Annotated in this window: 26 protein-coding genes and 1 tRNA gene; 10 read left to right on the top strand and 17 right to left on the bottom strand. The window is 51.9% G+C overall.

Annotation, left to right across the window (positions count from 1 at the left end; genetic code table 11):
- Nucleotides 1-43: 43 nt before the first annotated feature.
- From AC07P6_RS19785 to AC07P6_RS19795, 3 genes are all read left to right on the top strand, one after another.
- Nucleotides 44-799, top strand: a complete 756-nt coding sequence (locus tag AC07P6_RS19785; protein WP_465052696.1) for an SDR family oxidoreductase — start codon at nt 44-46, stop codon at nt 797-799.
- Nucleotides 800-961: 162 nt separating this feature from the next.
- The gene (locus tag AC07P6_RS19790) at nt 962-1612 is read left to right on the top strand and encodes a flavodoxin (protein WP_478314337.1); all 651 of its coding nucleotides are present in this window, start codon (nt 962-964) and stop codon (nt 1610-1612) included.
- Nucleotides 1613-1644: 32 nt separating this feature from the next.
- On the top strand, nt 1645-2310 hold the full coding sequence (locus AC07P6_RS19795; RefSeq protein WP_478314339.1) for a DUF4405 domain-containing protein: 666 nt from the start codon (nt 1645-1647) through the stop codon (nt 2308-2310).
- Between the two features lie 72 nt (nt 2311-2382).
- Here the strand turns inward: AC07P6_RS19795 and AC07P6_RS19800 are convergent, their stop codons facing one another.
- Nucleotides 2383-3555: an MFS transporter gene (locus AC07P6_RS19800; protein ID WP_434659332.1), complete on the bottom strand. Its 1173-nt coding sequence runs from the start codon at nt 3553-3555 to the stop codon at nt 2383-2385.
- A gap of 84 nt (nt 3556-3639) precedes the next feature.
- On the opposite strand from AC07P6_RS19800, the gene AC07P6_RS19805 reads away from it, so the two are divergent.
- Nucleotides 3640-4140, top strand: a complete 501-nt coding sequence (locus tag AC07P6_RS19805) for an Lrp/AsnC family transcriptional regulator (protein WP_434659334.1) — start codon at nt 3640-3642, stop codon at nt 4138-4140.
- Here the strand turns inward: AC07P6_RS19805 and AC07P6_RS19810 are convergent.
- Nucleotides 4137-5264 (bottom strand): MFS transporter, encoded by a 1128-nt coding sequence (locus AC07P6_RS19810; protein WP_478317039.1) that lies wholly within the window; start codon nt 5262-5264, stop codon nt 4137-4139. The genes AC07P6_RS19805 and AC07P6_RS19810 overlap by 4 nt on opposite strands.
- Before the next feature lie 141 nt (nt 5265-5405).
- Nucleotides 5406-6464: an alpha/beta hydrolase gene (locus AC07P6_RS19815; RefSeq protein WP_478317041.1), complete on the bottom strand. Its 1059-nt coding sequence runs from the start codon at nt 6462-6464 to the stop codon at nt 5406-5408.
- 256 nt (nt 6465-6720) lie between these two features.
- On the opposite strand from AC07P6_RS19815, the gene AC07P6_RS19820 reads away from it, so the two are divergent.
- Nucleotides 6721-7605 carry a LysR family transcriptional regulator gene (locus tag AC07P6_RS19820; RefSeq protein WP_434659338.1) on the top strand — a complete coding sequence of 295 codons (885 nt, stop codon included), beginning with the start codon at nt 6721-6723 and terminating at the stop codon, nt 7603-7605.
- Nucleotides 7606-7629: 24 nt separating this feature from the next.
- Here the strand turns inward: AC07P6_RS19820 and AC07P6_RS19825 are convergent, their stop codons facing one another.
- The 4 genes from AC07P6_RS19825 to AC07P6_RS19840 form a co-directional block, all read right to left on the bottom strand.
- Entirely contained in the window at nt 7630-8058 is a 429-nt protein-coding gene (locus tag AC07P6_RS19825) for a cyclophilin-like fold protein (RefSeq protein ID WP_478314342.1), read from the bottom strand.
- 65 nt (nt 8059-8123) lie between these two features.
- On the bottom strand, nt 8124-9167 hold the full coding sequence (locus AC07P6_RS19830; RefSeq protein ID WP_434664153.1) for an alpha/beta hydrolase: 1044 nt from the start codon (nt 9165-9167) through the stop codon (nt 8124-8126).
- Nucleotides 9168-9252: 85 nt separating this feature from the next.
- Nucleotides 9253-10461, bottom strand: a complete 1209-nt coding sequence (locus tag AC07P6_RS19835; protein ID WP_478314344.1) for an arabinose transporter — start codon at nt 10459-10461, stop codon at nt 9253-9255.
- A 305-nt stretch (nt 10462-10766) separates the two neighbouring features.
- Nucleotides 10767-11198 (bottom strand): (R)-mandelonitrile lyase, encoded by a 432-nt coding sequence (locus AC07P6_RS19840; protein ID WP_478314346.1) that lies wholly within the window; start codon nt 11196-11198, stop codon nt 10767-10769.
- A 170-nt stretch (nt 11199-11368) separates the two neighbouring features.
- Between AC07P6_RS19840 and AC07P6_RS19845 the strand changes: the two genes are divergently transcribed.
- Nucleotides 11369-12268 (top strand): LysR family transcriptional regulator, encoded by a 900-nt coding sequence (locus AC07P6_RS19845; protein ID WP_478314347.1) that lies wholly within the window; start codon nt 11369-11371, stop codon nt 12266-12268.
- A 274-nt stretch (nt 12269-12542) separates the two neighbouring features.
- Here the strand turns inward: AC07P6_RS19845 and AC07P6_RS19850 are convergent.
- Together AC07P6_RS19850 and AC07P6_RS19855 are read right to left on the bottom strand one after the other, a co-directional pair.
- Nucleotides 12543-12630, bottom strand: a tRNA-Ser gene (locus tag AC07P6_RS19850).
- A gap of 141 nt (nt 12631-12771) precedes the next feature.
- Nucleotides 12772-14400, bottom strand: a complete 1629-nt coding sequence (locus AC07P6_RS19855) for an ABC transporter substrate-binding protein (protein WP_478314348.1) — start codon at nt 14398-14400, stop codon at nt 12772-12774.
- A 267-nt stretch (nt 14401-14667) separates the two neighbouring features.
- Here AC07P6_RS19855 and yccA point away from each other — a divergent pair, with 267 nt between their 5' ends.
- Nucleotides 14668-15327, top strand: coding sequence for an FtsH protease modulator YccA (gene yccA, locus AC07P6_RS19860; protein WP_112215297.1), 660 nt, complete (start codon nt 14668-14670; stop codon nt 15325-15327).
- 88 nt (nt 15328-15415) lie between these two features.
- Nucleotides 15416-15745, top strand: coding sequence for a sulfurtransferase TusE (tusE, locus tag AC07P6_RS19865; RefSeq protein WP_182237696.1), 330 nt, complete (start codon nt 15416-15418; stop codon nt 15743-15745).
- Here the strand turns inward: tusE and yccX are convergent.
- The 3 genes from yccX to AC07P6_RS19880 are packed head-to-tail and all read right to left on the bottom strand — an operon-like array spanning nt 15742 to nt 17438.
- Complete coding sequence (yccX, locus tag AC07P6_RS19870; RefSeq protein WP_304257776.1) at nt 15742-16023, bottom strand: acylphosphatase; 282 nt, start codon at nt 16021-16023, stop codon at nt 15742-15744. The genes tusE and yccX overlap by 4 nt on opposite strands.
- A gap of 51 nt (nt 16024-16074) precedes the next feature.
- Nucleotides 16075-16863, bottom strand: coding sequence for an AraC family transcriptional regulator (locus tag AC07P6_RS19875; protein ID WP_434659409.1), 789 nt, complete (start codon nt 16861-16863; stop codon nt 16075-16077).
- Between the two features lie 20 nt (nt 16864-16883).
- Nucleotides 16884-17438 carry a YbhB/YbcL family Raf kinase inhibitor-like protein gene (locus AC07P6_RS19880; protein WP_478314350.1) on the bottom strand — a complete coding sequence of 185 codons (555 nt, stop codon included), beginning with the start codon at nt 17436-17438 and terminating at the stop codon, nt 16884-16886.
- A gap of 190 nt (nt 17439-17628) precedes the next feature.
- Here AC07P6_RS19880 and rlmI point away from each other — a divergent pair, with 190 nt between their 5' ends.
- Nucleotides 17629-18831 carry a 23S rRNA (cytosine(1962)-C(5))-methyltransferase RlmI gene (gene rlmI / locus AC07P6_RS19885; protein WP_287855319.1) on the top strand — a complete coding sequence of 401 codons (1203 nt, stop codon included), beginning with the start codon at nt 17629-17631 and terminating at the stop codon, nt 18829-18831.
- A gap of 185 nt (nt 18832-19016) precedes the next feature.
- Nucleotides 19017-19334: a heat shock protein HspQ gene (gene hspQ / locus AC07P6_RS19890; protein WP_182237686.1), complete on the top strand. Its 318-nt coding sequence runs from the start codon at nt 19017-19019 to the stop codon at nt 19332-19334.
- A gap of 73 nt (nt 19335-19407) precedes the next feature.
- Here the strand turns inward: hspQ and AC07P6_RS19895 are convergent, their stop codons facing one another.
- The 5 genes from AC07P6_RS19895 to AC07P6_RS19915 all read right to left on the bottom strand — a co-directional run bounded on the left by AC07P6_RS19895 (nt 19408) and on the right by AC07P6_RS19915 (nt 24637).
- Entirely contained in the window at nt 19408-20370 is a 963-nt protein-coding gene (locus AC07P6_RS19895) for a fimbrial protein (RefSeq protein ID WP_478314352.1), read from the bottom strand.
- Complete coding sequence (locus AC07P6_RS19900; protein ID WP_478314354.1) at nt 20370-22784, bottom strand: fimbria/pilus outer membrane usher protein; 2415 nt, start codon at nt 22782-22784, stop codon at nt 20370-20372. Before AC07P6_RS19900 ends, AC07P6_RS19895 begins: the two co-directional genes overlap by 1 nt.
- 10 nt (nt 22785-22794) lie before the next feature.
- Nucleotides 22795-23460: a fimbrial biogenesis chaperone gene (locus AC07P6_RS19905; protein WP_478314356.1), complete on the bottom strand. Its 666-nt coding sequence runs from the start codon at nt 23458-23460 to the stop codon at nt 22795-22797.
- A gap of 28 nt (nt 23461-23488) precedes the next feature.
- The gene (locus tag AC07P6_RS19910) at nt 23489-23965 is read right to left on the bottom strand and encodes a fimbrial protein (RefSeq protein ID WP_478314358.1); all 477 of its coding nucleotides are present in this window, start codon (nt 23963-23965) and stop codon (nt 23489-23491) included.
- Nucleotides 23943-24637 (bottom strand): IS1-like element IS1N family transposase gene (locus tag AC07P6_RS19915; RefSeq protein WP_087786203.1). Its coding sequence is split into 2 segments (ribosomal slippage): nt 23943-24391 and nt 24391-24637, totalling 696 coding nucleotides; the frame shifts between segments, so codons are not numbered across the junction. The genes AC07P6_RS19910 and AC07P6_RS19915 overlap by 23 nt, the downstream gene beginning before the upstream one ends.
- Nucleotides 24638-24679 lie beyond the last annotated feature (42 nt).

Here is a 24679-nt window from a genome sequence, read left to right on the forward strand (position 1 = left end):
TTTCAGTCGATGATTTTCAATACATTTTAAGAAGGATGTAGCCATGTTCACTTCAAGTAAAATCGCCCTCGTCACAGGCGCAGGGAGCGGGATTGGCAGAGCGACGGCTATCGCCTTGTCGAATGCCGGTTATTTTGTGGTCCTCGCCGGACGTCGCCTGGAACCCTTACTGGAAACCGTGGCGGCATTTGGCGGCGGCGAGCAATCGATGGTTGTGCCCACCGACGTCACCAGCCCGGAATCCGTGGCGGCCCTGTACGCCCGTATTCATGAAAAATGCGGTCATCTTGACGTGCTGTTCAACAACGCGGGGACTAATTTCCCGGGCATTCCCTTCGAAGAGTTGAGCTACGAGAAGTGGACGGCGGTTGTTGATGTCAATCTGACGGGGATGTTTCTCTGCGCCCAGGGCGCCTTCCGCTTGATGAAAGAACAAAACCCTCAGGGCGGGCGAATCATCAACAACGGCTCGATTTCCGCCCACGCCCCGCGTCCTGATTCAGCGGCCTATACGGCAACAAAGCACGGCGTGACCGGCCTGACGAAAAGCATCTCCCTTGATGGCCGTAAATACGGCATCGCCTGCGGTCAGATTGATATTGGCAATGCGCACACCGAGCTGTCGCAGCGCATGTCAAAAGGTGTCAAACAGGCCAACGGAGAAGTGGCGGTTGAAGCGATGATGGATGTCTCACAGGTTGCCAACAGCGTGGTTTACATGGCTGGCGTCCCGCTCGACACCAACGTGCAGTTTATCACCGTGATGGCCACCACCATGCCGTTCGTTGGTCGTGGCTGATTGGAAGTAACACAATATGGGCTGGGTCTCTCAGCCCATAAAAACGCCCCTCAGTAAGCGCCGACTGACAAAATTGTCAGAAGACCGTCAGCCTGACGACAGGTGGCTTACGCCAGAATAGCGTGAAGTATCTGGCGTTTGCTGATTGAGGGAATAAACATAATGAGAGCAGTAATTAGCGCATTTCTGACGATGATGGTCATCGGGTTGACGGGGTCGGCCGCTTTCGCATCGGAGAATATTGCCGTGCCGTCCCGGACGTTGATTGTCTATTTCTCTCAGCCGGAGGAGATGGCCGCTAACGCAGTGGATGGATTTTCCGGTGCCAGCGTATTGCAAAAGCTGACGCCGGAGACCGGCAGCACTCAGTACGTTGCGCAGCTCATCGAGAAGCAGACTCAGGGCGACCTGTTCCGCATTGAAACTGCAGAACCCTACCCCCGCCAGCACGATGCGCTGCTGCGTGCTGCCGAAAAGGAACAACAATCCAAAGCCAGACCTGCGTTAAAAACACCGCTTCCTGACCTCAATAATTACGACACGATTTACGTCGGTTATCCTATCTGGTGGTACACCATGCCCATGGTGATCTATACCCTCTTCGAGCAAAATGACTTTTCTGGCAAAAATATCGTTCTCTTTACCACTCATGGAGGGAGTCGGTTAGCGGATTCCCTGCGCGAAATAGCCCGCATGCAGCCACAGGCGAAATTAATCACTCGCGCCCTCACTATATCGCGCAGCGATATTGCACGCCCCGACATACCGCAACAAGTCGAACAATGGGTTAAACAAGTCCATCCGCAACCTTAATCAAGATGAAAAGAGTCTATCTGTTTCAGGTCATGCTGGATGCGCTGATGGCTTTGTTACTGCTTGTGCTTATGGGATTTCATCTTCACGGGGAAATATTGCATGAATGGGCAGGGCTTCTCTTTACGCTGACCATTTTTCTGCATTTATATCTCAACAAGCATCGATTGTGGTCGCTGTCGCCGAAGCTCCCTGCAGGGATGATCATCATTAACAGAACCATTAACGTGGCGACGTTGGTGATTATCCTGACGGCGCTTGTTTCCGGGATGATGCTCTCACGTCACCTGCTTCCTGACCTACCGTTTCATCATCCGCAAATATGGGTCAGGAAGGCCCATATGACGGCAGTACACTGGGGCATGCTCATTCTCGCCATACATATCGGCTTGCACTGGAAAATGCTGGCGACGTTTTTCTGTCGCATCATGCATATTACTGAAAGCTCTGGTTTCGCGAATGTCACCATGCCGGTTATTTTTTTCATCGTCGCGCTACACGGAGCCTACTGTTTTCTAAACGGAGACTATCTATCGTATTTGCTGATACAGGTTGATTTTTCTTTTTTCGATTACGATGAGTCTGCCTTCGCTTTTTATGCGGGCTATTTATCCATCATTATCTTATTTTCCCTGACCACTCGATTCCTGCTGTGGCTGTTTATTTTCAGAACAACTCGGGCTGACTCTGAGAAATAGCGATACAGCCGAACGCGTATTACCGTTCGGCTGTAGGCGATTGAACAAGCTCGGGCGCTCGCTCCAGTTAAGTCATTCATGAACCGGCAAAGCGTAACCTTTACGGGCACTCTGCCATGCCAGGTAAGCAAGACCCAGCGCAATAAACGACAGAATAGCGCCCGCCCAGTTCGGTGAGGCCAGACCAAAACCTGCGGCAATGGTCACCCCGCCAGCCCATGCGCCCAGCGCGTTTCCCAGATTAAACATGCCAATATTGACCGATGCGGCCATCGTAGGGGCACCCGCATGACTGGCGCGTTCCATCACCAACTTCTGAATCGGCGAAACCGTCGCGAAGCCGAAAGCCGCCATCAGAAAGACCGAGAAACTCGCGACCCACGGGTTTTCGACACCAACCCAGAAAGCCAGTAATACAAACCCCTGAGCGGCAAGCGTGACGAAAAGCGTACCGAACAGGGAGCGATCGGCAAAGCGCCCGCCAATCCAGTTTCCAACAGCAAGTCCCAGACCAAACAGCACCATCAGCCATGCTACGCCTCCAGCGGAGAAACCGGCCTCCTGAACCATCATCGGGGCAATGTAGGTGATGGAGGTAAAAAAGGCTGCCGGACCGAAAATAGTGATCCCCATGACAAGCAACACTTGCGGATCAACAAAGGCCCGCAACTCGTTGCGTAAGGCAATGGCCTTGCCCTTGGCAATATGCGGAATCAGTACGGCTACGCTTGCCATCGTCAGCAGCCCGATACCGGCTATCACCCAGAAAACAAGCCTCCAGTTGAACGTCTGAGCAAGCCAGGTGCCAGCCGGAACGCCGACCAGATTGGCCAGCGTCAGTCCCGAAAACATGAAGGCAATGGCGCTTGCCTGGCGTCCAGGAGCCACCAGCGATGCGGCAATAATCGAGCCGATACCGAAAAAGGCCCCGTGATTAAAGGAGGTGATAATACGGCCCGTAATCGCCATCTCCATCGTCGGCGCGATCGCCGTAATGATATTGCCGACCGTAAAAATCCCCGCCAGCGCGATCAGCATGGCCTTGCGAGGGACCCTTGCGCCCAGCACCGTTAGTAGCGGTGCGCCAACAAAGACGCCAAGCGCGTAGGAGGTCGCCATCATTCCCGCTTTCGGGATGCTGACGCTAAATTCTGCCGCAATTTGAGGCAAGATCCCGGCGATGACAAATTCAGTCAGACCGATACCAAATGCGCCGACGGAGAGGGCGAAAAGTGCGATAGGCATTGCAACTCCATTATCTATTTTATGGGTTAATAATATTAGGTAGAATTTAGTATATTCATATTTTTATTCAGACCAGGAAGCCTTATGAGCGCATTTGATAAAGAAAAAGATGGCATTCGGCAGACAAGGCATAAACCAGCGGAACTGGATGCCATTGACCGAAAAATATTAGGTGCATTAGCCGTTGACGCAGGTCGCAGTTACGCTGAGTTGAGTGAGATTGTGAATTTATCGGCACCTGCGGTTCACGATCGTGTGAAGCGCCTGAAGCGTGATGGTGTGATCAAAGGCACCGTAGCGATACTGGATGGCTGCATGTTGGGACGCACGCTATTAACGTTTCTGGTAATCGATACCAGCAGCTATAAAGCGACGCGCGCACTTCTTCAGTTCACCAGCCGCAAGGAAGTGGAAGAATTGCATACCGTTGCCGGGGACGGCTGCGTATTTATCAAAGTACGGGCCGCCGATACCGAATCGCTGGAAAATTTTCTGATGGAGATTCAGAGCCTTGAAGGCGTTCGTTCTGTGCGCAGCTATATTGCACTTTCAACGTTTCTTGAGCGCGGGCCTTCGCCTGACTAAGGCGCGCTGGCTCTCTGGCGTGATGTGAAAAATGTCAGCACGACGGCGCTCAGGAGCAACATGCTACTCATTGCAAAAGCGCTCTGCCAACCAAGGTGGTCAAACACCATGCCACCTGCGGTTGAACCAAGAGCAATAGAGAGCTGAATTACCGCGACCATCAGTCCGCCTCCCGCTTCTGCATCATCGGGAAGCGTGCGGGCAATCCATGTCCACCACCCTGTTGGCGCGGCGGTTGCCAACATCCCCCAGAGGCCTAACAGCAGGGCGACAATCCAGATACTGTGTCCGGTCAGAATCAGGGCGATGGCAATAACGGCCATCAACCCAGGAATAGCCATTAGCGTTGGGTAGAATTTCGCATTGAGGAACGTCGAGACAATCAGCGTGCCAATAAAACCCGCCCCCCCGATAACCAGCAGAATCAGGGACAAGCCGGAGGTATCGACCCGCGTCACCGTCTCCAGGAACGGGCGCACGTAGGTAAATAAGGCAAACTGCCCCATAAAGAACAGGCCACAGGCCAGCATGCCAATGGAGACAACAGGACGACTGAACAGGCAGAATACGGATCCACGTGATGCAGTGCTTTTATTGCCGTTCATACCCGGCAGACTAAAGCTCTGCCAGATAAGGGCCACAACAGCTATGGGAACCAGGCACAAAAAAGCGCCTCGCCATCCGATGGTTGCCCCCAAATAGCTCCCCAACGGCGCTGCCACTACCGTCGCCAGCGCATTGCCTCCGTTGAAAATACCTAGTGCACGCGCGACCTGATGCTGCGGCACCAGGCGAATCGCCGTTGCCGCTGACATCGACCAGAATCCACCAATCGCAATGCCAATCAGGGCCCGGCCTGCCATATACACAAGATAACTGGAGGCCAGTGCGATAATAATCCCCGATATTGCCATCAGCACCGTCATCCCCATCAGCAGGTATTTGCGGTTCACATTTCCGGCAAGCGTCGAAATAGTCAGGCTGGTCAGGACCGCCAGCGCGCCGGAGATGGCAATCCCCTGACCTGCCAGCCCCTCCGTCACGCCCAAATCTCGGGCGATAGGGGTGAGCAGGCTAACGGGCATAAATTCCGATGCAATCAAAACAAAGACGCACAGAGTCATGGCAAAAATACCGCCCCAATACGCGTGCTGATTATTCTGCGATGTTGTTTGATTTAATGTCGACATATTCAGCTTTCATGATGATAAGAATTAAAGCCACCCGTGTAGACAGGTGGCCTTTCATTAATTCAATAACGGGGTTTATTTCAGGTTGGTTTTGAAAAACTGTTCAAACTTCGCGAAAGGTATTTTTCCAGCAACGTTATCGTACAGGTCCACATGGTTTGCGCCCGGAACCACCACCAGCTCTTTGTCTTTGCTACCGGCGGCCTTGTAAGCATCTTCAGCAAAATAGCGTGAATGCGCTTTTTCACCGGTCACAATAAGCGTCGGAATGGTGATTTCACTGGCGTAGCTCAGCAGCGGCATATTCATAAACGACAGCGGCATCGTTGCCGTCCACGCCCCGGTCGAGTTAACGGAACGCGCGTGGAAACCGCGCGGCATGCGGTAGTAATCAAAGAACTCTTTCACTATCGGATGAGGATCCGCCGGTAACACCTCAGGCAGGATACGTTCGCCCGCGCTGGCCTTACCGTTGCTGTCGACGTTAACATCATGGCCAGCGTGTGCGAACGTCCCACTTTCCGCATCTTTCCAGCGCTGTTCATTCAGATATTGCAGTACAGCACGGCGATCGGCGGTTGAATAACGGTCTTTGCCATCGCCTACGCCATGACCCATTGCCCGACTCATGTCGTACATCACGCTGGTGGCCACCGCTTTGACGCGGGTGTCCATCGCGGCGTCATTTAACGCCATGCCGCCCCAGCCGCAAATACCGAGCAGCCCGATACGATTGCGATCCACCTCTTTTTGTAATCCTAAGAAATCCACCGCCGCGCTGAAATCTTCAGTGTTGATATCCGGTGAAGCGACGTTACGCGGATAACCGCCGCTTTCCCCCGTATAAGACGGATCAAAAGCCAGCGTAACAAACCCCTGCTCTGCCAGAGTCTGCGCATACAGACCGCTGGATTGCTCCTTCACCGCGCCAAAAGGCCCACTGACGGCAATCGCCGCCAGCTTGCGATCGCCCCGATCTTTTGGAAGATAAAGATCGCCCACTAACGTGATGCCATATCGGTTCTGAAACGAGACCTTACGGTGATCGACTTTATTGCTCTCGGCGAAGGTCTTATCCCATTTTTCGATCATGGAAACGGGGGTATTTGGATTATTTGAATCGGCATAACTCATTGTCGTTACTCCACTTAATGATGCGAATAGCAGCATGGCAGGCATAGCGGTTTTTAGCGTTCGGGCGATAGCATTCATGAAAAATCCCCATGAAAAACAAGAGAGAGATACAGGTTTCTTACGGACAACGCTGCTGCGCTTTGTTTAGATGGGCTCATTATAGTTAGCAGAATTAGTGCTGATTAGAGGGCTATAACTGCTAAGATTAATACCATATTGTTATAAATTATATGCTGTGTATGGCGGGTGATAATCAATGGCGAAAAGAGAGAACTACAACGAGCTTTATCTGTTTATGCAGGTGGTAAGAGAAGGTAGTTTTACCGCTGCGGCGCAACGGCTTGGGCTTGCTCAATCAGGGGTTAGTCGATCTGTTCGTGAGCTTGAAGAAAGATTAGGTGTCCAGCTTCTGGTGCGTACCACGCGCAAGCTGTCGCTGACGCAAGCCGGAGAGCAGCTCTACCAGAAGACGGAGTCGGGGTTTGATGCATTAGACCTTGGGCTTGCCACGCTGGCGCACTATCGTGAAACGCCCTCCGGCACGGTCCGCATCAATGCCAGCCAGCACGCTATTGATAAATGCCTGCTGCCAAAGCTTTCGGTATTTAAACAGCGCTATCCTGATATCAGGCTTGAGCTGATGAATGAGAGCCGGTTCGTCGATATTATCGAGGAAAGATTCGACGCGGGCATCCGTCTGGGACCCGAAGTGGGCCAGGGTATGGTTGCAGTACGCATTACGCCCGATATGGAAATGGCCATTGTAGGTACCCCTGAGCATTTTCGGCGCTACGGCTTTCCGCAAACCCCGGCGGATTTAAAGACGCACCCCTGTATCGCCTATCAGTTTGCCGACGGAAGCCTATACCAATGGGAACTCAACCAGGATGATAAAAAAATCACTCATCGACCTGAAGGGCAATGGGCCTTATCTGACAGCTATATGGAAGCAGAAGCCGCCCGGCTGGGTCTGGGGCTGGCCTATATCCCTGTCGAGCTGGTTGCTGATGATTTGGAGCAAGGTAAGCTTATCAGGGTGTTGCAGCGTTACAGCGTAAGAATGGAGGGGTTGTTTCTTTATTATCCTCATCGCAACGTGTCCCCCGCCCTGCGTATCGTTATTGATACCCTGAAAATCTAACCGTTCGCGGTAGTAAATTGCGCGTTAGTTTGCAATTTCGAATGTCACATCAATGTTGCCAGTACGCCTGAAAAGCCCTACACCAGAGTGAATACGTCCAACCTTCTGAAGATGGCTGATTCGTTCATTGTTTTGTTCATACATGATGACAAAGCTGTGGCGAGGCGCCCAGTAGACGATATCACCCACTTCATATCCGCTGGTTTGCTGTTCATTGGCCGGTAAAGCGTCGGGGAAGCGATAACACATCTCCCGGTTGTATAAATCTTCCATCGGCAGCGTCAGCGGAAATCGGGAAACCAGCGCCCGGGTGGTTGCATTATCATAAAATGTTGCCGTCATTATCTGGTCTCCAGCAGTGATTTTCACTTTAATACCCTCAGCATCAGAAGCTATTGACGAGAATGACACGGCGGTCAGTGAAACCAGAGCAAGCAAAATAGGTTTAAACATAAAATTCTCCATTTTTATATTGTTAGTGATAACGGCACGAAAAGCTGTGCCGTTTAAATAAGATGTTATTTATTTGAATTCAGATTGGTATTAAAGAATGAGACCAGCTTATCCCACGGTATCAACTCAACGCGGTCATACAAATCAATACGGTTAGCCCCTTTGATCTCCACGAGCGCTTTCGGCTCTGCCGCCATCTTATATGCCGTGTCGGTATAGGTTCGGGAAGGCGCAGAGTCACCAACAACAAACAGTATCGGGCGTGGTGATATGGACTCGATGTCAATAAACGGATGGAAGTTCATAAATTTAGCGTAAGTCGCAGGGGTAGACCGGCGATCGTTAGATGCCACTTTTCCGCGCTCCGTCTGATAAAAGTCATTAGACTCTTTACCTTCAATAAAGACCGGATCGTTTTGCCCCGGCCCGTAAACGGGCTGACCGGTTTCAAACGTCTTGTAACGCTGTTCAGCTGCGGTGGCCAGGTCTCTGTTTCTCATTTCCACAGTTCGCTCATGGTTCAAACCAGTGCGGAAATATTCGCCCATATCGTACATGCTGACGGTGGCGAGAGCCTTAATACGCGGATCCACCTTTGTCGCCGCGATGGCAAAACCACCACTACCGCAGATGCCAATCACGCCAATGTTGTCCCGATCCACAAAGGGGCGCGTCCCCAGGAAATCAACGGCGGCGCTGAAGTTTTCAGCATAAACATCAGGCAGCACGGCCCCACGCGGAGAGCCGGCACTTTCTCCCCAGAAGGACTGATCAAAAGACAGAGTGACAAAACCGGCTTCCGCCATTTTCGTGGCATAGAGATTCGCAGCCTGCTGCCTTACTGCGGCAAAAGGATGGCCGATAATCAGGGCATTATATTTCTTCCCTGCGTCCATATTTTGGGGGGTAAACAACGTACCGGTGACTTCCATACCATAAATATTTTTGAATTTAACGGTTTCCGAATTCACTTTATCGCTTTTATAGAAATTGTCTGCTCCATGGGACATATCCGCAGCCGCGGCTACGGTTGTTCCCATCCCCAGAGTCACACCTAATATTGCCAGTGCGGCCAGCGTTTTTAATTTCCCTTTGGCATGTTGTTTCATGGTATCTCCTGAATTAATCAAAGGTGTTAATACAAACGGAGTGGTATATCCGAGGAAGAATAAATCTTCGGACAACTAAGCCTTTTCAGGCCGGTTTTCGTTTAGCTAATGCAGAGCGTTTCATCAGCAGGTATGCAACAACCGCCGTGGAGAGCACAACCAGCGCGCCGGTCAGGAATATGGCATTAACCCCCAGACGCCCGCCAACCCAGCCAAGGGCGGGACTGCCGACAGCCATCGCCACGTCGAGGAATGCCGTGTAGATCCCCATGACCATGCCTCGGTTATGAGGGCTTGAGCCGCTAATGGCTTCAATACCGAGTCCCGGATAGACCAATGAGTAGCCGAAACCTGCAAATGCGGCCCCTACAGAGGCAACTAGCGAAGTACTGGCAAGCCAAATCAGCAACATTCCGGCGGCCTGGACGAGGACAAAAATCAAAGCGATACGTGCCCCGCCAAAACGATCCGGCAGATGTCCAGCAACCGTTCGGGCAATAATCAGCGCAACGCCAAAGGCGGTAAACGCCATCCAGACGGGCTGCCAGTGCATAGCACTGTAATAAAGAGAACTGAAGGCCAGAATAGCGCAGTAGCCCGTGCTGGCCAGCGCGGCGCCCAGACCGGGTAACCACACCGCATGCATGACTGAGCCAAAGGAAGCCTGTGCGGCATGCTGATGAGGTGCCACTGCGGGCATGCGTGCTAGATATATCAGCACCAGTAACGGAAGCAGCAGCGTCAGAAGCACGATCGCCTCAAAGCCAAACGCGTCATAAAGCAGTGAACCCACAGGCCCGCCGAGCGCCATAGCGGCAAACATCGCGGTACCCATCCAGGCGATGACCTTGCCAGCATGCTCTTTGTCCACCAGAGCCAACCCCCACGCCACTGCACCGGTAATGATGAAACTTTCCGCACCACCAAGGATCGCACGCCCGGCAAGCAAGACGGCTACCGACAGTACCGGAATACCGACCAGCCAGAGCGACACCTGGTATATCCCGCCTGAGACGGCAGCAGCGATGAGTCCGACTACCACACCTTTTTTGGCGCCGCGCCTGTCGGAATAGCTCCCGGCCCACACGCGGGAAATAAGCGATGCCGCGAACTGTGCTCCGGCGACCAGGCCCACGATAAACGTTGCGAAACCCAGGTCATTTTTGACATGTAGCGGCAGGACGGGCAGCGCCACGCCGATAATGATAAAGCCGACCAGGACTGCGGCCATTAATGGCATCAGCGTTGCGACGACCGAAGCGCTGGAGGCATTGTGATAATGTTTTACAGACATATAAATCAGCCATTTACCTTTTAATGAACGGAATGTCGCATAGGTGTTTTTTATTTTTCGGGCACGATGTAGCCCTCAGGAAATTCCAGTAAGAATTTCCCGTGTGCAAAAATGCTGTTAATCAGGACTGCTTTTCTTATTTCCAGATGGTATTAACCCCCGGAAAAATCGGGAGCGCCTGTCGGAGGTTAATAAATCTGAACTGTCGGTCGGGAAAATATTTCGTTAACGTCCACGTCATCAGGCTGGCTGATTACCAATGCGACGATCCATTGCCCTGTTTAGACGCAGCGTGACCTTCAGGGTTAATGATATTGCTCGTCAGAGACAAGCTCCTGCCAGTCCACGTTTTTACCCTCCACCCTATACGTCATGGCCAGGTGACTCATGGGGGATGTCGACGTGGCGCCATGCCAGTGGCGGACCATGGCAGGGATCCAGACGACATCGCCCGGAGCGATATCCTGGCGAACCTTACCCTCTTCCTGAACCCACCCTTTGCCTGTTGTGACGATCAGCAGTTGCCCAGCGGGATGGGTATGCCACGCGGTGCGCGCACCCGGGGCGAAATCCACCAGGCCCAGACTGGCTCGCGTCGACTCGTTAGGCGGTAATAACGGGCTGACAACCGCATGGCCTGAAAAGTTATCTGCCTTTCCGACGACAGAAGGGGTCTGACCGTTACGACGGATCTCAATACTTTCAGCGCAAACCTGCGCTGCCCCCAAAACGGACATGGCCGCTGCTGCAATAATTGCTTTCATCTTTAGCCTCGCTGGTTGCTGATAATGATCTGCTTGCTTCAAAAGATACGCATGGTTATTTAGTGAACGAAAGTAGTATATCGAAGGACTTATTAAGTGATTAGAGGCTAAAATGAGATTGAAATTATAAGGAGAGCTTCTTAATGCCCGAACAGAACCTGAATGACCTCGCTGCATTTATGGTGGTTGCCAGAGAGCAAAACTTTACGCGAGCGGCAAAGCGGCTGGGCGTTTCACAGTCCGCGCTAAGCCAGACGGTTCGCGGACTTGAGGCTCAGTTGGGGCTTCGGTTACTCAACCGAACGACGCGTCGGGTCGTGCCGACAGAAGCCGGAGAGCGGTTAATGGCCTCCATCGGGCCACAGCTCGAGGAAATCCAGCGCCAGCTGATGGTGCTGAGCGAATTACGGGATAAACCAGCCGGTACCATACGTCTTACGGCTACGGAATATGCCGCAGAGTCGGTGCTTTGGCCAGCGGTGGCGCGTCTGGTTAAAAACTATCCCGATATTAAAGTTGAAATCCTGACGGATTACGGCCTGACGGATATCGTAAGAGATCGTTTTGATGCCGGCGTACGTCCCGGGGAAACTATTGCCAAAGACATGATTGCGGTTCGTATTGCGCCTGATATGCGGATGGCGGTGGCAGGATCGCCTGAATATTTCAGTAACAGGGCAGTTCCAGTAACTCCGCAGGAACTTACGGATCATAGCTGTATAAATCTGCGTCTTTCAGGGCATGGGGGGCTTTATGCGTGGGAGTTTGAGAAAGATGGACGAGAGCTAAATGTACGGGTTGACGGCCAACTGGTCTTTAACACCGGAAGTATGATACTGAGAGCGGCACTTGAGGGGCGAGGACTGACGTACCTGCCAGAAGCCCAGCTTGAACCTTATGTTGCTTGCGGGAGGCTTGTTCGCGTTCTTGAAGAATGGTGTGAACCCTACTCCGGTTACCATCTTTACTATCCGAGTCACCGTCAGCCGACACCGGCGTTTAGCCTGCTGGTCGATGAATTACGCTACTCAACCCGCAAATAGCTTTAGAAAGATCTCTCGCTGTTATTTAACGATGTGTTTAATCCGAAATTTGAATGTCCGCTCTTATACGCTACCGCCGTGAGCCATCAACAAAAGATGAAAACATCATTGCGGCAGCTACCTGCTCGAACCACCAAAACAGTCATGATGATCATCATCTGTAACATCCGCAGCAGCATTGAGTGAAACACGATGGCTCAAAGCTGGGAACAGCACAACAGAAACCGTATAAAACGAAAAACCCCAAGCTAATTAATAGCTTGGGGTTTAGATTTGGCGGAAGCGTAGAGATTCGAACTCTAGAACCCTTTCGGGTCGCCGGTTTTCAAGACCGGTGCCTTCAACCGCTCGGCCACGCTTCCAATGAGGCGCACTATAAACACCTCCGTTCGGGCTGTAAAGCACGATTTTATTCAACCGCCTTAAAAATAAACAAAATCGTGCTATTCGCCTGAAATTCAGACGGTTTGCGCAGAATTTCAGCGAAAAACACCGTCTCTGGGTTAGTGTTTTTTGATGTACATATCTTTGGTGTAGTAATACCCCAGCTTGTCAGGCATGAACCCACCCACCCACGGCTTCACCAGGTGTGTGCGCACGTAGTGATAAACCGGAACGGCAGGTACATCCTGCCCCAACATATCCTCGGCCTGCTGGTAGAACTTACCTCGGGTCGCCGCATCAGCCGCTTTGGCCGCATTATGCAGCGCCTCATCGTAGGCAGGATTGCTGTATTGGGTGGTGTTTTCACTATCGCCAGTACGGAAGTTATTAAGGAAAGTCGCCGCGTCATCATAATCGGCAATCCACGAATAGCGCACAGCGTCAAAATTATGCGTATGCATGGTATCGAGCATGGTCTTCCACTCCTGGTTTTGCAGCCTGACCTCAACGCCAAGATTCTTTTTCCACATCGAACTGGCAGCAATGGCAATTCTCTGGTGCGATTCTGAAGTGTTGTAGAGCAGATTAAACACCAGTGGATGGGCCTCATTATAGCCCGCCTCATTCAGTAGCTTTTTCGCCTCGGCAATACGTTTATCGCGCGGCCAGCTGGCGTACTCCGGGTTTTGCAGTTTGACTCCACCAACTTCCGGCTGACTGATAAGCCACGCCGGACGCTGTCCCTGCCCCAGCACTTTCTCGGCGATAATATCTTTGTCGAGCGCCATATTCAGCGCGCGACGTACACGGGGATCGTTAAACGGCGGACGGGTGGTATTGAACTCGTAATAGTAGGTTGCCAGCTGCGGCGAAACATTTAGTTGATCGCCCATGGTTTTTTTAAGCTGAGCAAACTGGTTAATCGGCACGGTATACACAATGTCGATCTCACCAGCTTTATAGCGGTTCACATCGGCAGCTTCGGAGCTTATCGGCAAATATGTCACCTTATTGATAACGGTATGCGCATTGTCCCAGTAGCGCGGATTGCGCTCGGCCACGATGCGCTCATTCACTACCCAGGTTGAGAGCTTATAGGGACCGCTGGTCACCATATGCTCCGGCTTAGTCCACTTATCGCCATAACGCGCGATAAGCACTTTATCGAGTGGAACCATCGAAGGGTGTGCCAGCATTGCCAGGAACGCCGCATTCGGCTGATTCAAAGTTACCTCAAGAGTCGTGTCATCAATGGCTTTCACTCCCAGCGTCTCGGGCGTTTTTTGCCCCCGCGCGATCTCCGCAGCGTTAACGATATGAATGTTGCCAGGATAACTCGCATAAGGGGAAGCGGTAAGCGGTGAGACCAGGCGCTGCCAGCTCCAGACAACATCCTGCGCGGTGATTGCCGAACCGTCGGACCAGGTTACGCCTGGACGTAAATGAAATGTCCAGACGGTGTTATCCTTATTTTCCCATTTTTCCGCCAGTCGAGGCTGGATCTCCCCCGCCGGTGAAACGCTGACCAATCCTTCAAAGAGATCGCTGAGGATATTAAACTCAACGTCACTTTCGACTTTATGCGGATCCAGCGATGATGGCTCGCTACCGTTATTTCTGACTAATTCCTGCTTCTCTGCCAATACCGTTCCCGGCGGCACCTGAGCGGCCAGCGCCGGGATTGCCATTGAGAACAGGCCGACCGCCAGTAGCACACGTGTGATGTGATTATATTTTTGTGATTTCATATCCCTTGCCTTTATTACGTTTGGTTTGTACCCTCTCCAGACTTAGTCGCAGAATGGCGATAACACAATATTTTTCAGTTACTTATCAGATTTAGATCTAATTCTTCAAACTGAACATACGAACATGCTATTCACGTGATATTTTACGGAATAATATGCTATATAAAGCTGCTCAGGGCTAAGTAAAGATGGGTAAAAGCACTATGGCTTCAGCTCTGCTTTTTTTATGCTTGGTTATTAATTACATCTGTCATAAGAGAGTGACTCATGGATCGTATAATTACATCGTCGCGTGACCGTTCATCGCTGCTCAGCACGCACAAAGTTCTGCGAAACACCTATTTCCTGCTTAGCCTGACGCTGGCATTCTCCGCCATTACGGCGACGGCCAGCACGGTGCTAATGCTACCTTCTCCGGGTCTGATTTTGACGCTGGTCGGTATGTATGGCCTGATGTTCCTGACCTATAAAACAGCGAATAAACCGGTCGGTATTCTGTCGGCATTCGCCTTTACTGGCTTCCTGGGTTATATCCTGGGGCCAATGCTTAACGCTTACCTGTCTGCGGGCATGGGCGATTTGATTGGTCTGGCGCTGGGCGGTACCGCGCTGGTGTTCTTCTGCTGCTCGGCCTACGTGCTGACCACGCGCAAAGATATGTCCTTCCTTGGCGGGATGCTGATGGCGGGCGTGGTGGTCGTACTTATCGGTATGGTCGCAAACATTTTCCTGCAGTTGCCAGCTCTGCACTTGGCGATCAGCGCGGTGTTTATCCTGATTTCTTCAGGCGCCATCCTGTTTGAGACCAGCAACATCATCCGCGGCGGTGAAACCAACTACATCCGTGCGACCGTTAGCCTGTACGTCTCGCTGTACAACATCTTCGTCAGCCTGCTGAGCATCCTTGGCTTCGCCAGCAGAGATTAACCTTCTCCCCGGCAGTTCCGAGGCCCCGCTTATGCGGGGCCTTATTTTTTGCTACACTGCCGCCAGTTTCAGCGGTATGTGAAAAATTATGTTTATCTTTGAAGACAATGAAATTGAGACCGATAACGACGGTTATCTGAAAGATACCACCCAGTGGAATGAAGCGATGGCGATAGTTATCGCTGAGCAGGAAGGGATCACCCTATCCGCCGAGCATTGGGAAGTGGTGCGCTTTGTGCGCGACTTTTACCTGGAGTTCAATACTTCACCGGCCATTCGTATGCTGGTGAAAGCGATGGCGAATAAGTTCGGCGAAGAGAAAGGCAACAGCCGCTACCTTTACCGTCTGTTCCCGAAAGGCCCGGCTAAGCAGGCGACAAAAATTGCCGGGCTGCCCAAACCGGTCAAATGCATCTAATACAGAATGGCGAACTTTTGCCACTCTCTGGTAGGTTGATGGGGTTCTGTCAGCACTCTGTCGACCCGCGCGCTGCGTGGCCCACCGGCCTTCAGCCAGTCAATTAACTTATCCACCTGCTGAGATTCGCCACAGGCGAGAACCTCTACGCCACCGTCATCAAGATTACGCGCATAACCCGTTAGCCCGAGCCGTAGCGCCTCACGCTGGGTTGAATAGCGAAAGCCGACGCCCTGAACGGAACCGTATACCCACGCCATCGTGCAAACCGTTGCCATGTTCCCTCTCCTTTTCGGCTAATGACTCAATACTGAGGATAGCAAATTCTTTCAACGTACATGCTTGGGCAATACGCCATAATGCTGGCGAAAACGAGCGGTAAAGCGAGATCCGCACAGGTAGCCGCTGTTTAGCGCAATTTCACCAATGGGCCGCGACGTCGACTGTAATTGCCCCAGCGCGTAGGCCATACGCACCTCTTCCACTATCTGGCGGAAGCTCCGTGACTCCTGTTGCAGGCGGCGGCGCAGCGTCGATTCGCCCAGAAACAGCATTTTAGCGACTTTCGCCACACTCCACGTCTCGGCTGGCGACAGCATAATAATTTGCCTGACCTGACCGGTTAAATCCTGCTGCCGCTCGTTGAGTAAGGGTCCGGCGTATCCTGCCTGATACAGCGCCAACAGCAATCCCATTGCCTGATGATGCTGTAGCTGGGCGGAAAGCCCTCCGCGTACCGCCTGCAGGACGTTCTGCCACATAAACGTCAGTTCAGGGGCAAGCGGCGCGCACAGCGATGTCAGACGCCCGGTCTGCGGCTCGTTCATATAGAGAGCCTTAAAATCCGCCAGCAGTTCCGGAGTTAATGAAAGAAGATCGGAGCAAAATAACCCATTTTCCGGCTGATTAATCACTTCAAGCTCAACATCGGCAGGCAAAATGATCAGCTGCTGCGGCGTCGCCAGCATCTGACTGACGCCCTGCACAATCACCTTACTGCCGCGGTTTACCCGACAGAGCGCAGGAGAAAACAGCGTGACGCGATGCAGCTTGCATAATCGCCGGGTGGTGATTTCCGCCGCCGTTAAAGCATTATGCTGAAAATTGATACTCCGCATCAGGCTGCCCTTATTTTTGTTTATCGCCCGGCCATCGCTGTTAATTCCGCGCTGGCGATTACGTGGCTATGCAACATAAAACCGACTAACGCCCCGCTAGCCTGGGCATCAATGGGTAATGTCGGCGTATTGAGCGCCCACACCGTAAAGCGATAGCGATGAGGTTTGTCTCCGGCAGGCGGACACGCGCCGCCAAAACCTGCATAACCAAAGTCATTACGCCCTTGTACCGCCCCAGCAGGCAGTTTAGCGTTATTTTTATCTCCGGCACCAGAGGCTAAACTCGTTACCTGACTGGCGATATTCACTACCGTCCAGTGCCACCAGCCGCTGCCGGTCGGCGCATCCGGGTCGTAAGCGGTCACCGCAAAACTGCGGGTGCCCGCAGGCGCATTTTTCCAGGCGATTTGCGGCGAGATATTTCCGCCTGAGCAGCCAAAGCCGCCAAACCAGTGCGCCTGCGCCAGAGTCGCACCTTCGCGCATATCCGCACTGCTGACGCTAAAGGGGGCGGCAATCGCCACGCCGCTCATCATAGCCATTATCACGACCGCTAATTTTAATTCTGTTTTCATTGTGTTTTCCTCCATGCGTGAGGAAAACACTGTAAGATCCTGGCGTGATTTTTATTGTGCCAAAGCGCCTGTGTTTTGTGCCGAAACGCTCACCTGTCAATACCGGTGGAATGGTGCTTGCATCGGCCACTTGTGCTAACCTACGCGCCATTTTTCGGTGCCGACATCCCTGTTGCTTAAAGGTAGCCCCATGACAGATTCCGTTTTCCCCCGCTTAGTGTTAACCAAAGGACGCGAGAAATCCCTGCTGCGTCGCCATCCATGGATTTTCTCCGGTGCTGTCGCCCGGATGGAAGGTAAAGCCCGTTCCGGTGAAACCATCGATATTGTTGATTCGCAGGGAAAATGGCTGGCCCGCGGGGCGTTCTCTCCTTCTTCACAGATCCGCGCCCGCGTCTGGAGCTTTGATCGCGATGAAGCCATCGATAACGCCTTCTTCGAACGTCGCCTGCAGCAGGCGCAGACCTGGCGCGAGTGGCTGGCGGCCCGCGACGGCCTTGATAGCTATCGTCTGATTGCCGGTGAATCCGACGGCCTGCCGGGCGTGACTATCGACCGTTTTGGCGACTTTTTTGTTCTGCAGCTGCTGAGCGCCGGTGCGGAATACCAGCGCGCACCGATTGTCAGCGCACTGCAAACGCTGTTCCCGAACTGCTCTATCTACGATCGCAGCGACGTCGCGGTGCGCAAAAAAGAGGGTTTGGATCTGGCGCAGGGGCCGGTCGTCGGCGAACTGCCGCCTGCCCTGCTGCCGATTACCGAACATGGTATGCAGCTGTTGGTGGACATTCAGGGCGGTCACAAAACCGGTTATTACCTCGACCAGCGCGACAGCCGTCTGGCGACGCGTCGCTATGTTGCGGATAAACGTGTGCTGAACTGCTTCTCCTATACCGGGGGTTTTGCCATTTCCGCGTTGATGGGTGGCTGCAGTCAGGTGGTCAGCGTTGACACCTCACAGGAAGCGCTGGACGTCGCAAAACAGAACGTTGAGCTGAATAAGCTGGATCTGTCGAAAGCGGAATTTGTCCGTGATGACGTCTTCAAGCTGCTGCGTAAATATCGCGATCAAGGCGAAAAGTTCGATGTTATTGTGATGGACCCGCCGAAGTTCGTTGAAAACAAAAGCCAGCTGATGGGCGCCTGCCGCGGCTATAAAGACATCAACATGCTGGCGATCCAGTTGTTGAACCCCGGCGGCGTGCTGCTGACCTTCTCCTGCTCCGGCCTGATGACCACCGATTTATTTCAGAAAATCATCGCCGATGCCGCCCTGGATGCCGGGCGTGATGTACAATTTATAGAGCAGTTCCGTCAGGCTGCCGATCACCCGGTGATTGCAACCTACCCGGAAGGGCTGTATCTGAAAGGGTTTGCCTGTCGCATCATGTAAGTTGAAAAGTGGAGAATCTGCCCGCATTTATACCCTAAATAATTCGAGTTGCAGGAAGACGGCGACGCAGGGAATCCCCAGGAGCTTACTCAAGTAAGTGACTGGGGTGAGCGAGGAAAGCCAACGCACATGCAGCTTGAAGTATGACAGGTATAGTGGGTAATCACGTTTCCCAGGAGGTGCTTATGATAGCCAGCAAATTCGGTATCGGCCAACAGGTTCGCCACACGCTCCTGGGTTACCTGGGCGTCATTGTGGATGTCGATCCAGAGTACTCGCTCACGGAGCCGGAAGAGGACGAAATCGCCGCTAACGACGAACTGCGCATGGCCCCCTGGTATCACGTGGTTATGGAAGACGATGATGGACAGCCGATTCACACTTACCTTGCGGAAGCGCAGCTAAGCAGCGAACCCAGCGACGAACACCCTGAACAACCCTCAATGGATGAACTGGCCAGAACGATTCGTCAGCAGCTTCAGGCGCCAAGACTGCGGAATTGATTCCCTTTGCCTTATCCCAACAGATAAAAGCCCTGCCTGAACAGTCAGGGCTTTTTACCAATGCCACGCAACTTCAATGATAGGTTATCGTAAACGTCGCCGTGCCATTAGCAATACCGGCCGTCACCCGGGGACCCGTTTGATAATAACGCGCCTTAAGTTTGACGACCTCATTACCACCGTAGAGAGAAGTGTAGTAGTCAGTCTCTCGGCCAAATTCCACCGCGCTTCCACCATCAGGTTGGTACCAAAGTTGAATACCTACTCCCGTTGCCGCCATATCCCCCCGCTGGGAGTCTAATTTCATTACGCCCGGAGCGTGGGAAGCATCTGCGTCAGCCTCTATGCGCACGTTAATTTTGGCCCCTTTCGCGCAGTTAAGTGGAATATTTACAGATTGCCAGGATGTGGTACTACCTGGCCCACTAAATTCAGATTGTAAACGACGACCCAGAGGCACATTAATCATCGACGAAAGTACCGAACAAGTGGGAGTAACAATATCGCCTCCCCCGGCAATATAAAGTTCACTGACGTAACGAGGCCCTACACCATAAACAGTATATGTACCGGTCTGTAATCTACCTGCGGAGACCGCACCTGTCTTAATTAACTCAACCTTCCACCTTGGCCCATACTCCCAAGATAATGTTCTATTTTGACTCCATGTTTCATAAGGGTCATTGGGGACCAACACCACTTTACCGGCTGGATATAACCAATGAATGCGAATACCAACGCCGGAAACATTGGTTGCCGCAATCCCGTTACTGTTGGTCGTCCAACCGTTTATATATTTTACCCCCCTCGAATTTCTACCTGTGCATTTCGCATACTGTTCTTTATTATGATTTTCACTGACTTCTGTTTCATAAAAAACACTGCCAACCGGTAAATTATCCGCAACAACGAATTGGTTTGGGAAATTGAATGCCAGCTTCCGGTTATTCCAGCCGTTGACGGCATCACAACCTGCGTATGTCGCAAACGTCAGCCAAGAAAGAACCAATAGCATCAAACTGCGAACAATTTTCATCAACGACACTCCTCCCTGAGGCGAATAACCGATTGCCCATCCGATTGAGGCAATTTGAACGATACGTTGCATGTTTGCGTTTTGCCCCACAAAACCGTCAGATGTTCTTCGTCCTGAACGCCAGAAAGATAAACCTCGCCATCATTACCCACGATACCGTTCGCTGTCGAAGAAGATGAGACAATAGCGCCAAAGGGGATCGGAGCACCTTTCCAGGTCAGCGATACCAGTACTCGATAACCAATACGTGTACTGTAGCTAGCCACCACCACCGCCCCCTGCGTTGGGATCATCGTTTTAACCGGCAAATCGACATCAACGTTATCCCCGAGATCTTCAACATTCAGCTGCAGGCTGTTTTTCCGATAGGGGCTAACATAAGGAACCACGGCGTTCCCCCAGATATCAGTCATGATGCCTGGAAAGTTTTGCACTTTAATTCCTTCGGCTCCCGGCGTTCTGACAATCGCTATTTGGTCAGCAAGCGGCTGAGAAAACGTCAGTCCATATGGATGCAGCACCACTCCGCCTTTAAGGCCGTAATTAAGTTGTCGCGCATTGCCACTGTTGCTGTAGCCCGCATTCATTTCCGCATACTGGCCTTTATAATCAGCGCTGAGATTCCCACCCGAACGTTCACTTTTCGAATAACTCTGTTGCACGCTATAGCTAAGATTACGCTCGGCTAGCGCGTTACCGCCGATGCCAATTTGTGCTCGTGTATCGCCTCTTTTTACGCTCGTGGTGCTCAAATTCGCCCAGCTATCGGTTAATAACCCTGAAAGTGGGATTTGTATATTGACCGCGAGCTGTTCTTCACTCGCTGAAGCCCCATTTGGCGATCGGCTCTGACTGTAAAGTATGCTGTAACTAACATTATATAGTTGACCGCTCCAGCCACCGCTAAACGTCAGTTCGCGCTCTTTTTTATGCCAGTAATTTTGCTGCCATGCTGACAAAAACAGAGAACCAATAGCCCCCAAGCGCTGAGAAATATCAAGTTGCAGGCGCTGGCGTCGATTACCGTTCTGGTTTTTATCGCTGGTGTTAAACGCATCAGCAAAAGTGTAAAAACCGCTGGTGGAATAACGATAGCCCGCCAGGCTAATGTTCGTCCCGGTTGGCGCTATGCTTTTCGAATATAACAAGCGATACGAGGTGCCTTTTTCTGCCCTAGAGCGCGCGGCGGTCACATCAGCAGAAACCGCGCCAAGCCACCCTAACCCCAAACCAATTCCCAACGCGTAGGCACGGTAGTCCTGGGCATGCTGCACGCCGTTGTACACTGTCATACCGTTCGGTAATCCATACATCGACGTGAATTGCCCGAAAGTCGGTTTATCCTGGCTATCACGATAGTTACCGACGGTGGCCGCGTATTTCAACCGCCCTTCACGCTGCATCCGCGGCACGGAGGAAAAAGGCTGGAGAAACGAATGCTCGCTGCCGTCCGCTTCCCGTACCGTCACCGTCAAATCACCGCCGGCCGATGTCGGATACAGATCGTTGAGCGTAAATGCGCCGGGCGCAACGTAGGTGCGCAGAATCGTGTAACCATTTTGCTTCACCGTGACTTCCGCGTTCGAATGCGCTATCCCACGAATAACCGGAGCAAAGCCGCGCAGGCTGTCCGGTAACATGTTGTCATCTGACGCCAGCTGTACGCCGCGAAAAGACAGGCTGTCAAATACATCCGCCGGTGAGTAGCTATCTCCCAGAACAAATTGGCTCTTCCAGGGCGCAATATCACGCTGCAAATAACGGCTAATAGACTGCCAGCGGCCGCCTGATTTGCCCTCATAATTCCATATGGAGTAGTCACGAAATCGAAAAGCCCCCAAATTAACGCCGCTTTGCAAGTTAGCGTAATAACGATCGCTATCGGTGTTTTTCCCGCCGTGCCCACCGCTCAGATTGTAATTCAACAATGCCGCCGACACACCTTGATCCCAATCGGCACTATCTATTACATCCAGGGTAGGGTTCAACATTGCCGCCTGCGGGATGCTAATATTTAATCTTAATTGGTTAAAGATAAACGCTGTTGAGGCCATCGGAATAAAGCGTTCAAGCGCCACAATGGGCGTATCATCAGCCTGTGCAGAAAAGAAATCTGTTTTAACACCCCACCGATGCAGCATTGCAGAAGTCAATTCTGGATGTAGTTTGCCCTGTTCATCACTCACGAAGTTAATGCTTTGCTCTTCCCCTTGTCGTTCACCGTTAATATAAACACTCACCAGATAAATACCGGGCGGCTGACCGCCCGACTGGGTAAATAGAGAAAGGTCTGCCATCCCCTGCGCCGGGTTATCCAGTTCTAATGCGTGAACATTAAAGACTTCCTGCGCATACAGGGGGAAATGGCTCAGCCACGCCACCGTTATCACCAGGTGATATGACGTTCTGGTCATAAAGATATCCCTAAAGCTGGCGATGAACCGCCTGGCTGATACCACCATAGTCGTTGATTGCCCGCCAGCTCACCTGAGAGGCCGTTACCGCAGGTAATCTGATGCTTCCTTTTGGAGGAACAATGTTGATATTGTTGTATTCTTTACCGTCTACATTCAAAGAATAAAGCGAGACAAAGTAGACGCTGGGATTTGAAATAACCAGCTGACTTCCCTGATGGATTACTTTCAATTCCTGCCAGGATTCTTCGGGTAATCCGCGCAATTCAGCCGGACGATAAAGTAGTTTTATCCGCGACTTAACGACCATCCGGAGAGCATTCTCTGACACCTCACGACTGTCCATCGCCGGAATAGACTTCACGTTCAGCCAGAATAGAGACTCACGATCCTGCGGCAGCGTTCCTCCCACAAAAACCACACGCAGCATGTTTTCTTCGCCAGGAAGAATTCGAAAAAGGGGCGGAGTCACAATAAAAGGTGAGGTCTTCCCGGCAATATCTGACTCTATCCAGCTTTGCACCAAATAAACGCCGGAGGATTTCTCATTACTCACCATTAGCGACACATTTTTTTTCTCCGCAGGATAAATGACCCGCGTGCCGCCAATAATAATCCCCGCCTGGACGCTGGTAGTGAAAGAGACCAGCGCAAGCATTGCCGCACACATTTTCATATTCAGACTCCTCCCTGTCAGTCGAATGCTATTTGTAGATGATAGTGAATTGCGTGGTCGCGTTGGCGCTGCCCACCGTCACGGCTGCGGCGGTCGAAACATAGCGGGCGACAAAATCAAGGGAGTTTGTTCCTGAAGTCAGAGGATAATTGCGGGAAGCGATATGCAGCGGGATCGGCGTACCTGTTTTGTCAGCAATCTCAACGGCAACACCCGAAGCCACGGTCACCCCGCTATCCAGAGTAAGTAAATCAGGATATTTATCATCTCCGATACCATCAAATTTGAATGTCGCTCCGGTAACGGTTTCCGGACATGACTTGATGACCAGGGTAAAGCGGGTTGGTGGACTTTTCTGACCAATAGCGCCATTTAATGAAGCTTTTGTGACTTTACCTAATTCCACAGTCTGGTTTTGCGATGAACTGTCTACAACACAAGTTTGGTCTGCAATGTTACCGGTAAATTGGTGATGCTTCCAATTAGTAGAACATGTGTTTTTCAATAAACGTCCCGATGACTTTTTCGTGGATCTCTACTGAACGCGAGAAGCAGATTGTTTTACGAGCCAAGCGCTTAATGCGGGTGCGCAGCGTCAGGTTATTGCGCTCAATCCGTTGGGTGAATATTTTTCCGGTCAGATGCTTATCCTTCGGCACCTCCCGGCCATAGCTGCCCCAGTCGTCGCTGGTGATCATGCCGATGTTGAATGGCGTAAGCAGTGCCAGTAGTTCCCGGCAGGTTTCATCGGTACGGGGACCAAAAGTGTAGGCCAGTACACCCCCTGTTTTGGTGTTATACGCGTACCAGAGCCAGTGTTGCCGGGCTTTACTGCCAACGAAACTCCATTGCTCATCAAGTTCGCAGATAAGCGCCACATCAGCATGAGCAACGGGCGAAGACGTTATTCGCTTTGGCGTGAGTTTTTTAAAGTCCGGATGACGGTGTTAATGCCAATTTTCAGTGTTCTGGCGGTATCGCGAACCCCGGCGCCATTGAAGGCCATTTCAGTGATCAGCTCTTTAATGCCCGGCTTACGGGCCTCATAAGTGTAAGTGAGCTGAAAAACGCGGTGGCAGTCACGGCAGCGAAATCTGTCATGGCCTTTAGGGTTCTGACCATGGCGGTAGACCTGTGCAGACTGACAACGAGGACAATGAATGTTAACGCTGGCCATGAAAGAACCTCAAAAGCCCGCATTATACATCAGATTCAACTA

It is taken from the genome of Klebsiella sp. GFKo11, assembly GCF_056490265.1.

Coding starts and splice junctions, on each gene's coding strand:
- AC07P6_RS19810 (WP_478317039.1), bottom strand. CDS start 5,264: ATGACTCTGTGCGTCTTTGTTTTGATTGCATCGGAATTTATGCCCGTT.
- AC07P6_RS19820 (WP_434659338.1), top strand. CDS start 6,721: ATGGCGAAAAGAGAGAACTACAACGAGCTTTATCTGTTTATGCAGGTG.
- AC07P6_RS19805 (WP_434659334.1), top strand. CDS start 3,640: ATGAGCGCATTTGATAAAGAAAAAGATGGCATTCGGCAGACAAGGCAT.
- AC07P6_RS19800 (WP_434659332.1), bottom strand. CDS start 3,555: ATGCCTATCGCACTTTTCGCCCTCTCCGTCGGCGCATTTGGTATCGGT.
- yccA (WP_112215297.1), top strand. CDS start 14,668: ATGGATCGTATAATTACATCGTCGCGTGACCGTTCATCGCTGCTCAGC.
- AC07P6_RS19875 (WP_434659409.1), bottom strand. CDS start 16,863: ATGCGGAGTATCAATTTTCAGCATAATGCTTTAACGGCGGCGGAAATC.
- AC07P6_RS19785 (WP_465052696.1), top strand. CDS start 44: ATGTTCACTTCAAGTAAAATCGCCCTCGTCACAGGCGCAGGGAGCGGG.
- AC07P6_RS19825 (WP_478314342.1), bottom strand. CDS start 8,058: ATGTTTAAACCTATTTTGCTTGCTCTGGTTTCACTGACCGCCGTGTCA.
- AC07P6_RS19845 (WP_478314347.1), top strand. CDS start 11,369: ATGCCCGAACAGAACCTGAATGACCTCGCTGCATTTATGGTGGTTGCC.
- rlmI (WP_287855319.1), top strand. CDS start 17,629: ATGACAGATTCCGTTTTCCCCCGCTTAGTGTTAACCAAAGGACGCGAG.
- AC07P6_RS19895 (WP_478314352.1), bottom strand. CDS start 20,370: ATGAAAATTGTTCGCAGTTTGATGCTATTGGTTCTTTCTTGGCTGACG.
- AC07P6_RS19815 (WP_478317041.1), bottom strand. CDS start 6,464: ATGAGTTATGCCGATTCAAATAATCCAAATACCCCCGTTTCCATGATC.
- AC07P6_RS19855 (WP_478314348.1), bottom strand. CDS start 14,400: ATGAAATCACAAAAATATAATCACATCACACGTGTGCTACTGGCGGTC.
- AC07P6_RS19880 (WP_478314350.1), bottom strand. CDS start 17,438: ATGAAAACAGAATTAAAATTAGCGGTCGTGATAATGGCTATGATGAGC.
- hspQ (WP_182237686.1), top strand. CDS start 19,017: ATGATAGCCAGCAAATTCGGTATCGGCCAACAGGTTCGCCACACGCTC.
- tusE (WP_182237696.1), top strand. CDS start 15,416: ATGTTTATCTTTGAAGACAATGAAATTGAGACCGATAACGACGGTTAT.
- AC07P6_RS19830 (WP_434664153.1), bottom strand. CDS start 9,167: ATGAAACAACATGCCAAAGGGAAATTAAAAACGCTGGCCGCACTGGCA.
- AC07P6_RS19840 (WP_478314346.1), bottom strand. CDS start 11,198: ATGTCCGTTTTGGGGGCAGCGCAGGTTTGCGCTGAAAGTATTGAGATC.
- AC07P6_RS19790 (WP_478314337.1), top strand. CDS start 962: ATGAGAGCAGTAATTAGCGCATTTCTGACGATGATGGTCATCGGGTTG.
- AC07P6_RS19900 (WP_478314354.1), bottom strand. CDS start 22,784: ATGACCAGAACGTCATATCACCTGGTGATAACGGTGGCGTGGCTGAGC.
- AC07P6_RS19835 (WP_478314344.1), bottom strand. CDS start 10,461: ATGTCTGTAAAACATTATCACAATGCCTCCAGCGCTTCGGTCGTCGCA.
- yccX (WP_304257776.1), bottom strand. CDS start 16,023: ATGGCAACGGTTTGCACGATGGCGTGGGTATACGGTTCCGTTCAGGGC.
- AC07P6_RS19795 (WP_478314339.1), top strand. CDS start 1,645: ATGCTGGATGCGCTGATGGCTTTGTTACTGCTTGTGCTTATGGGATTT.
- AC07P6_RS19905 (WP_478314356.1), bottom strand. CDS start 23,460: ATGAAAATGTGTGCGGCAATGCTTGCGCTGGTCTCTTTCACTACCAGC.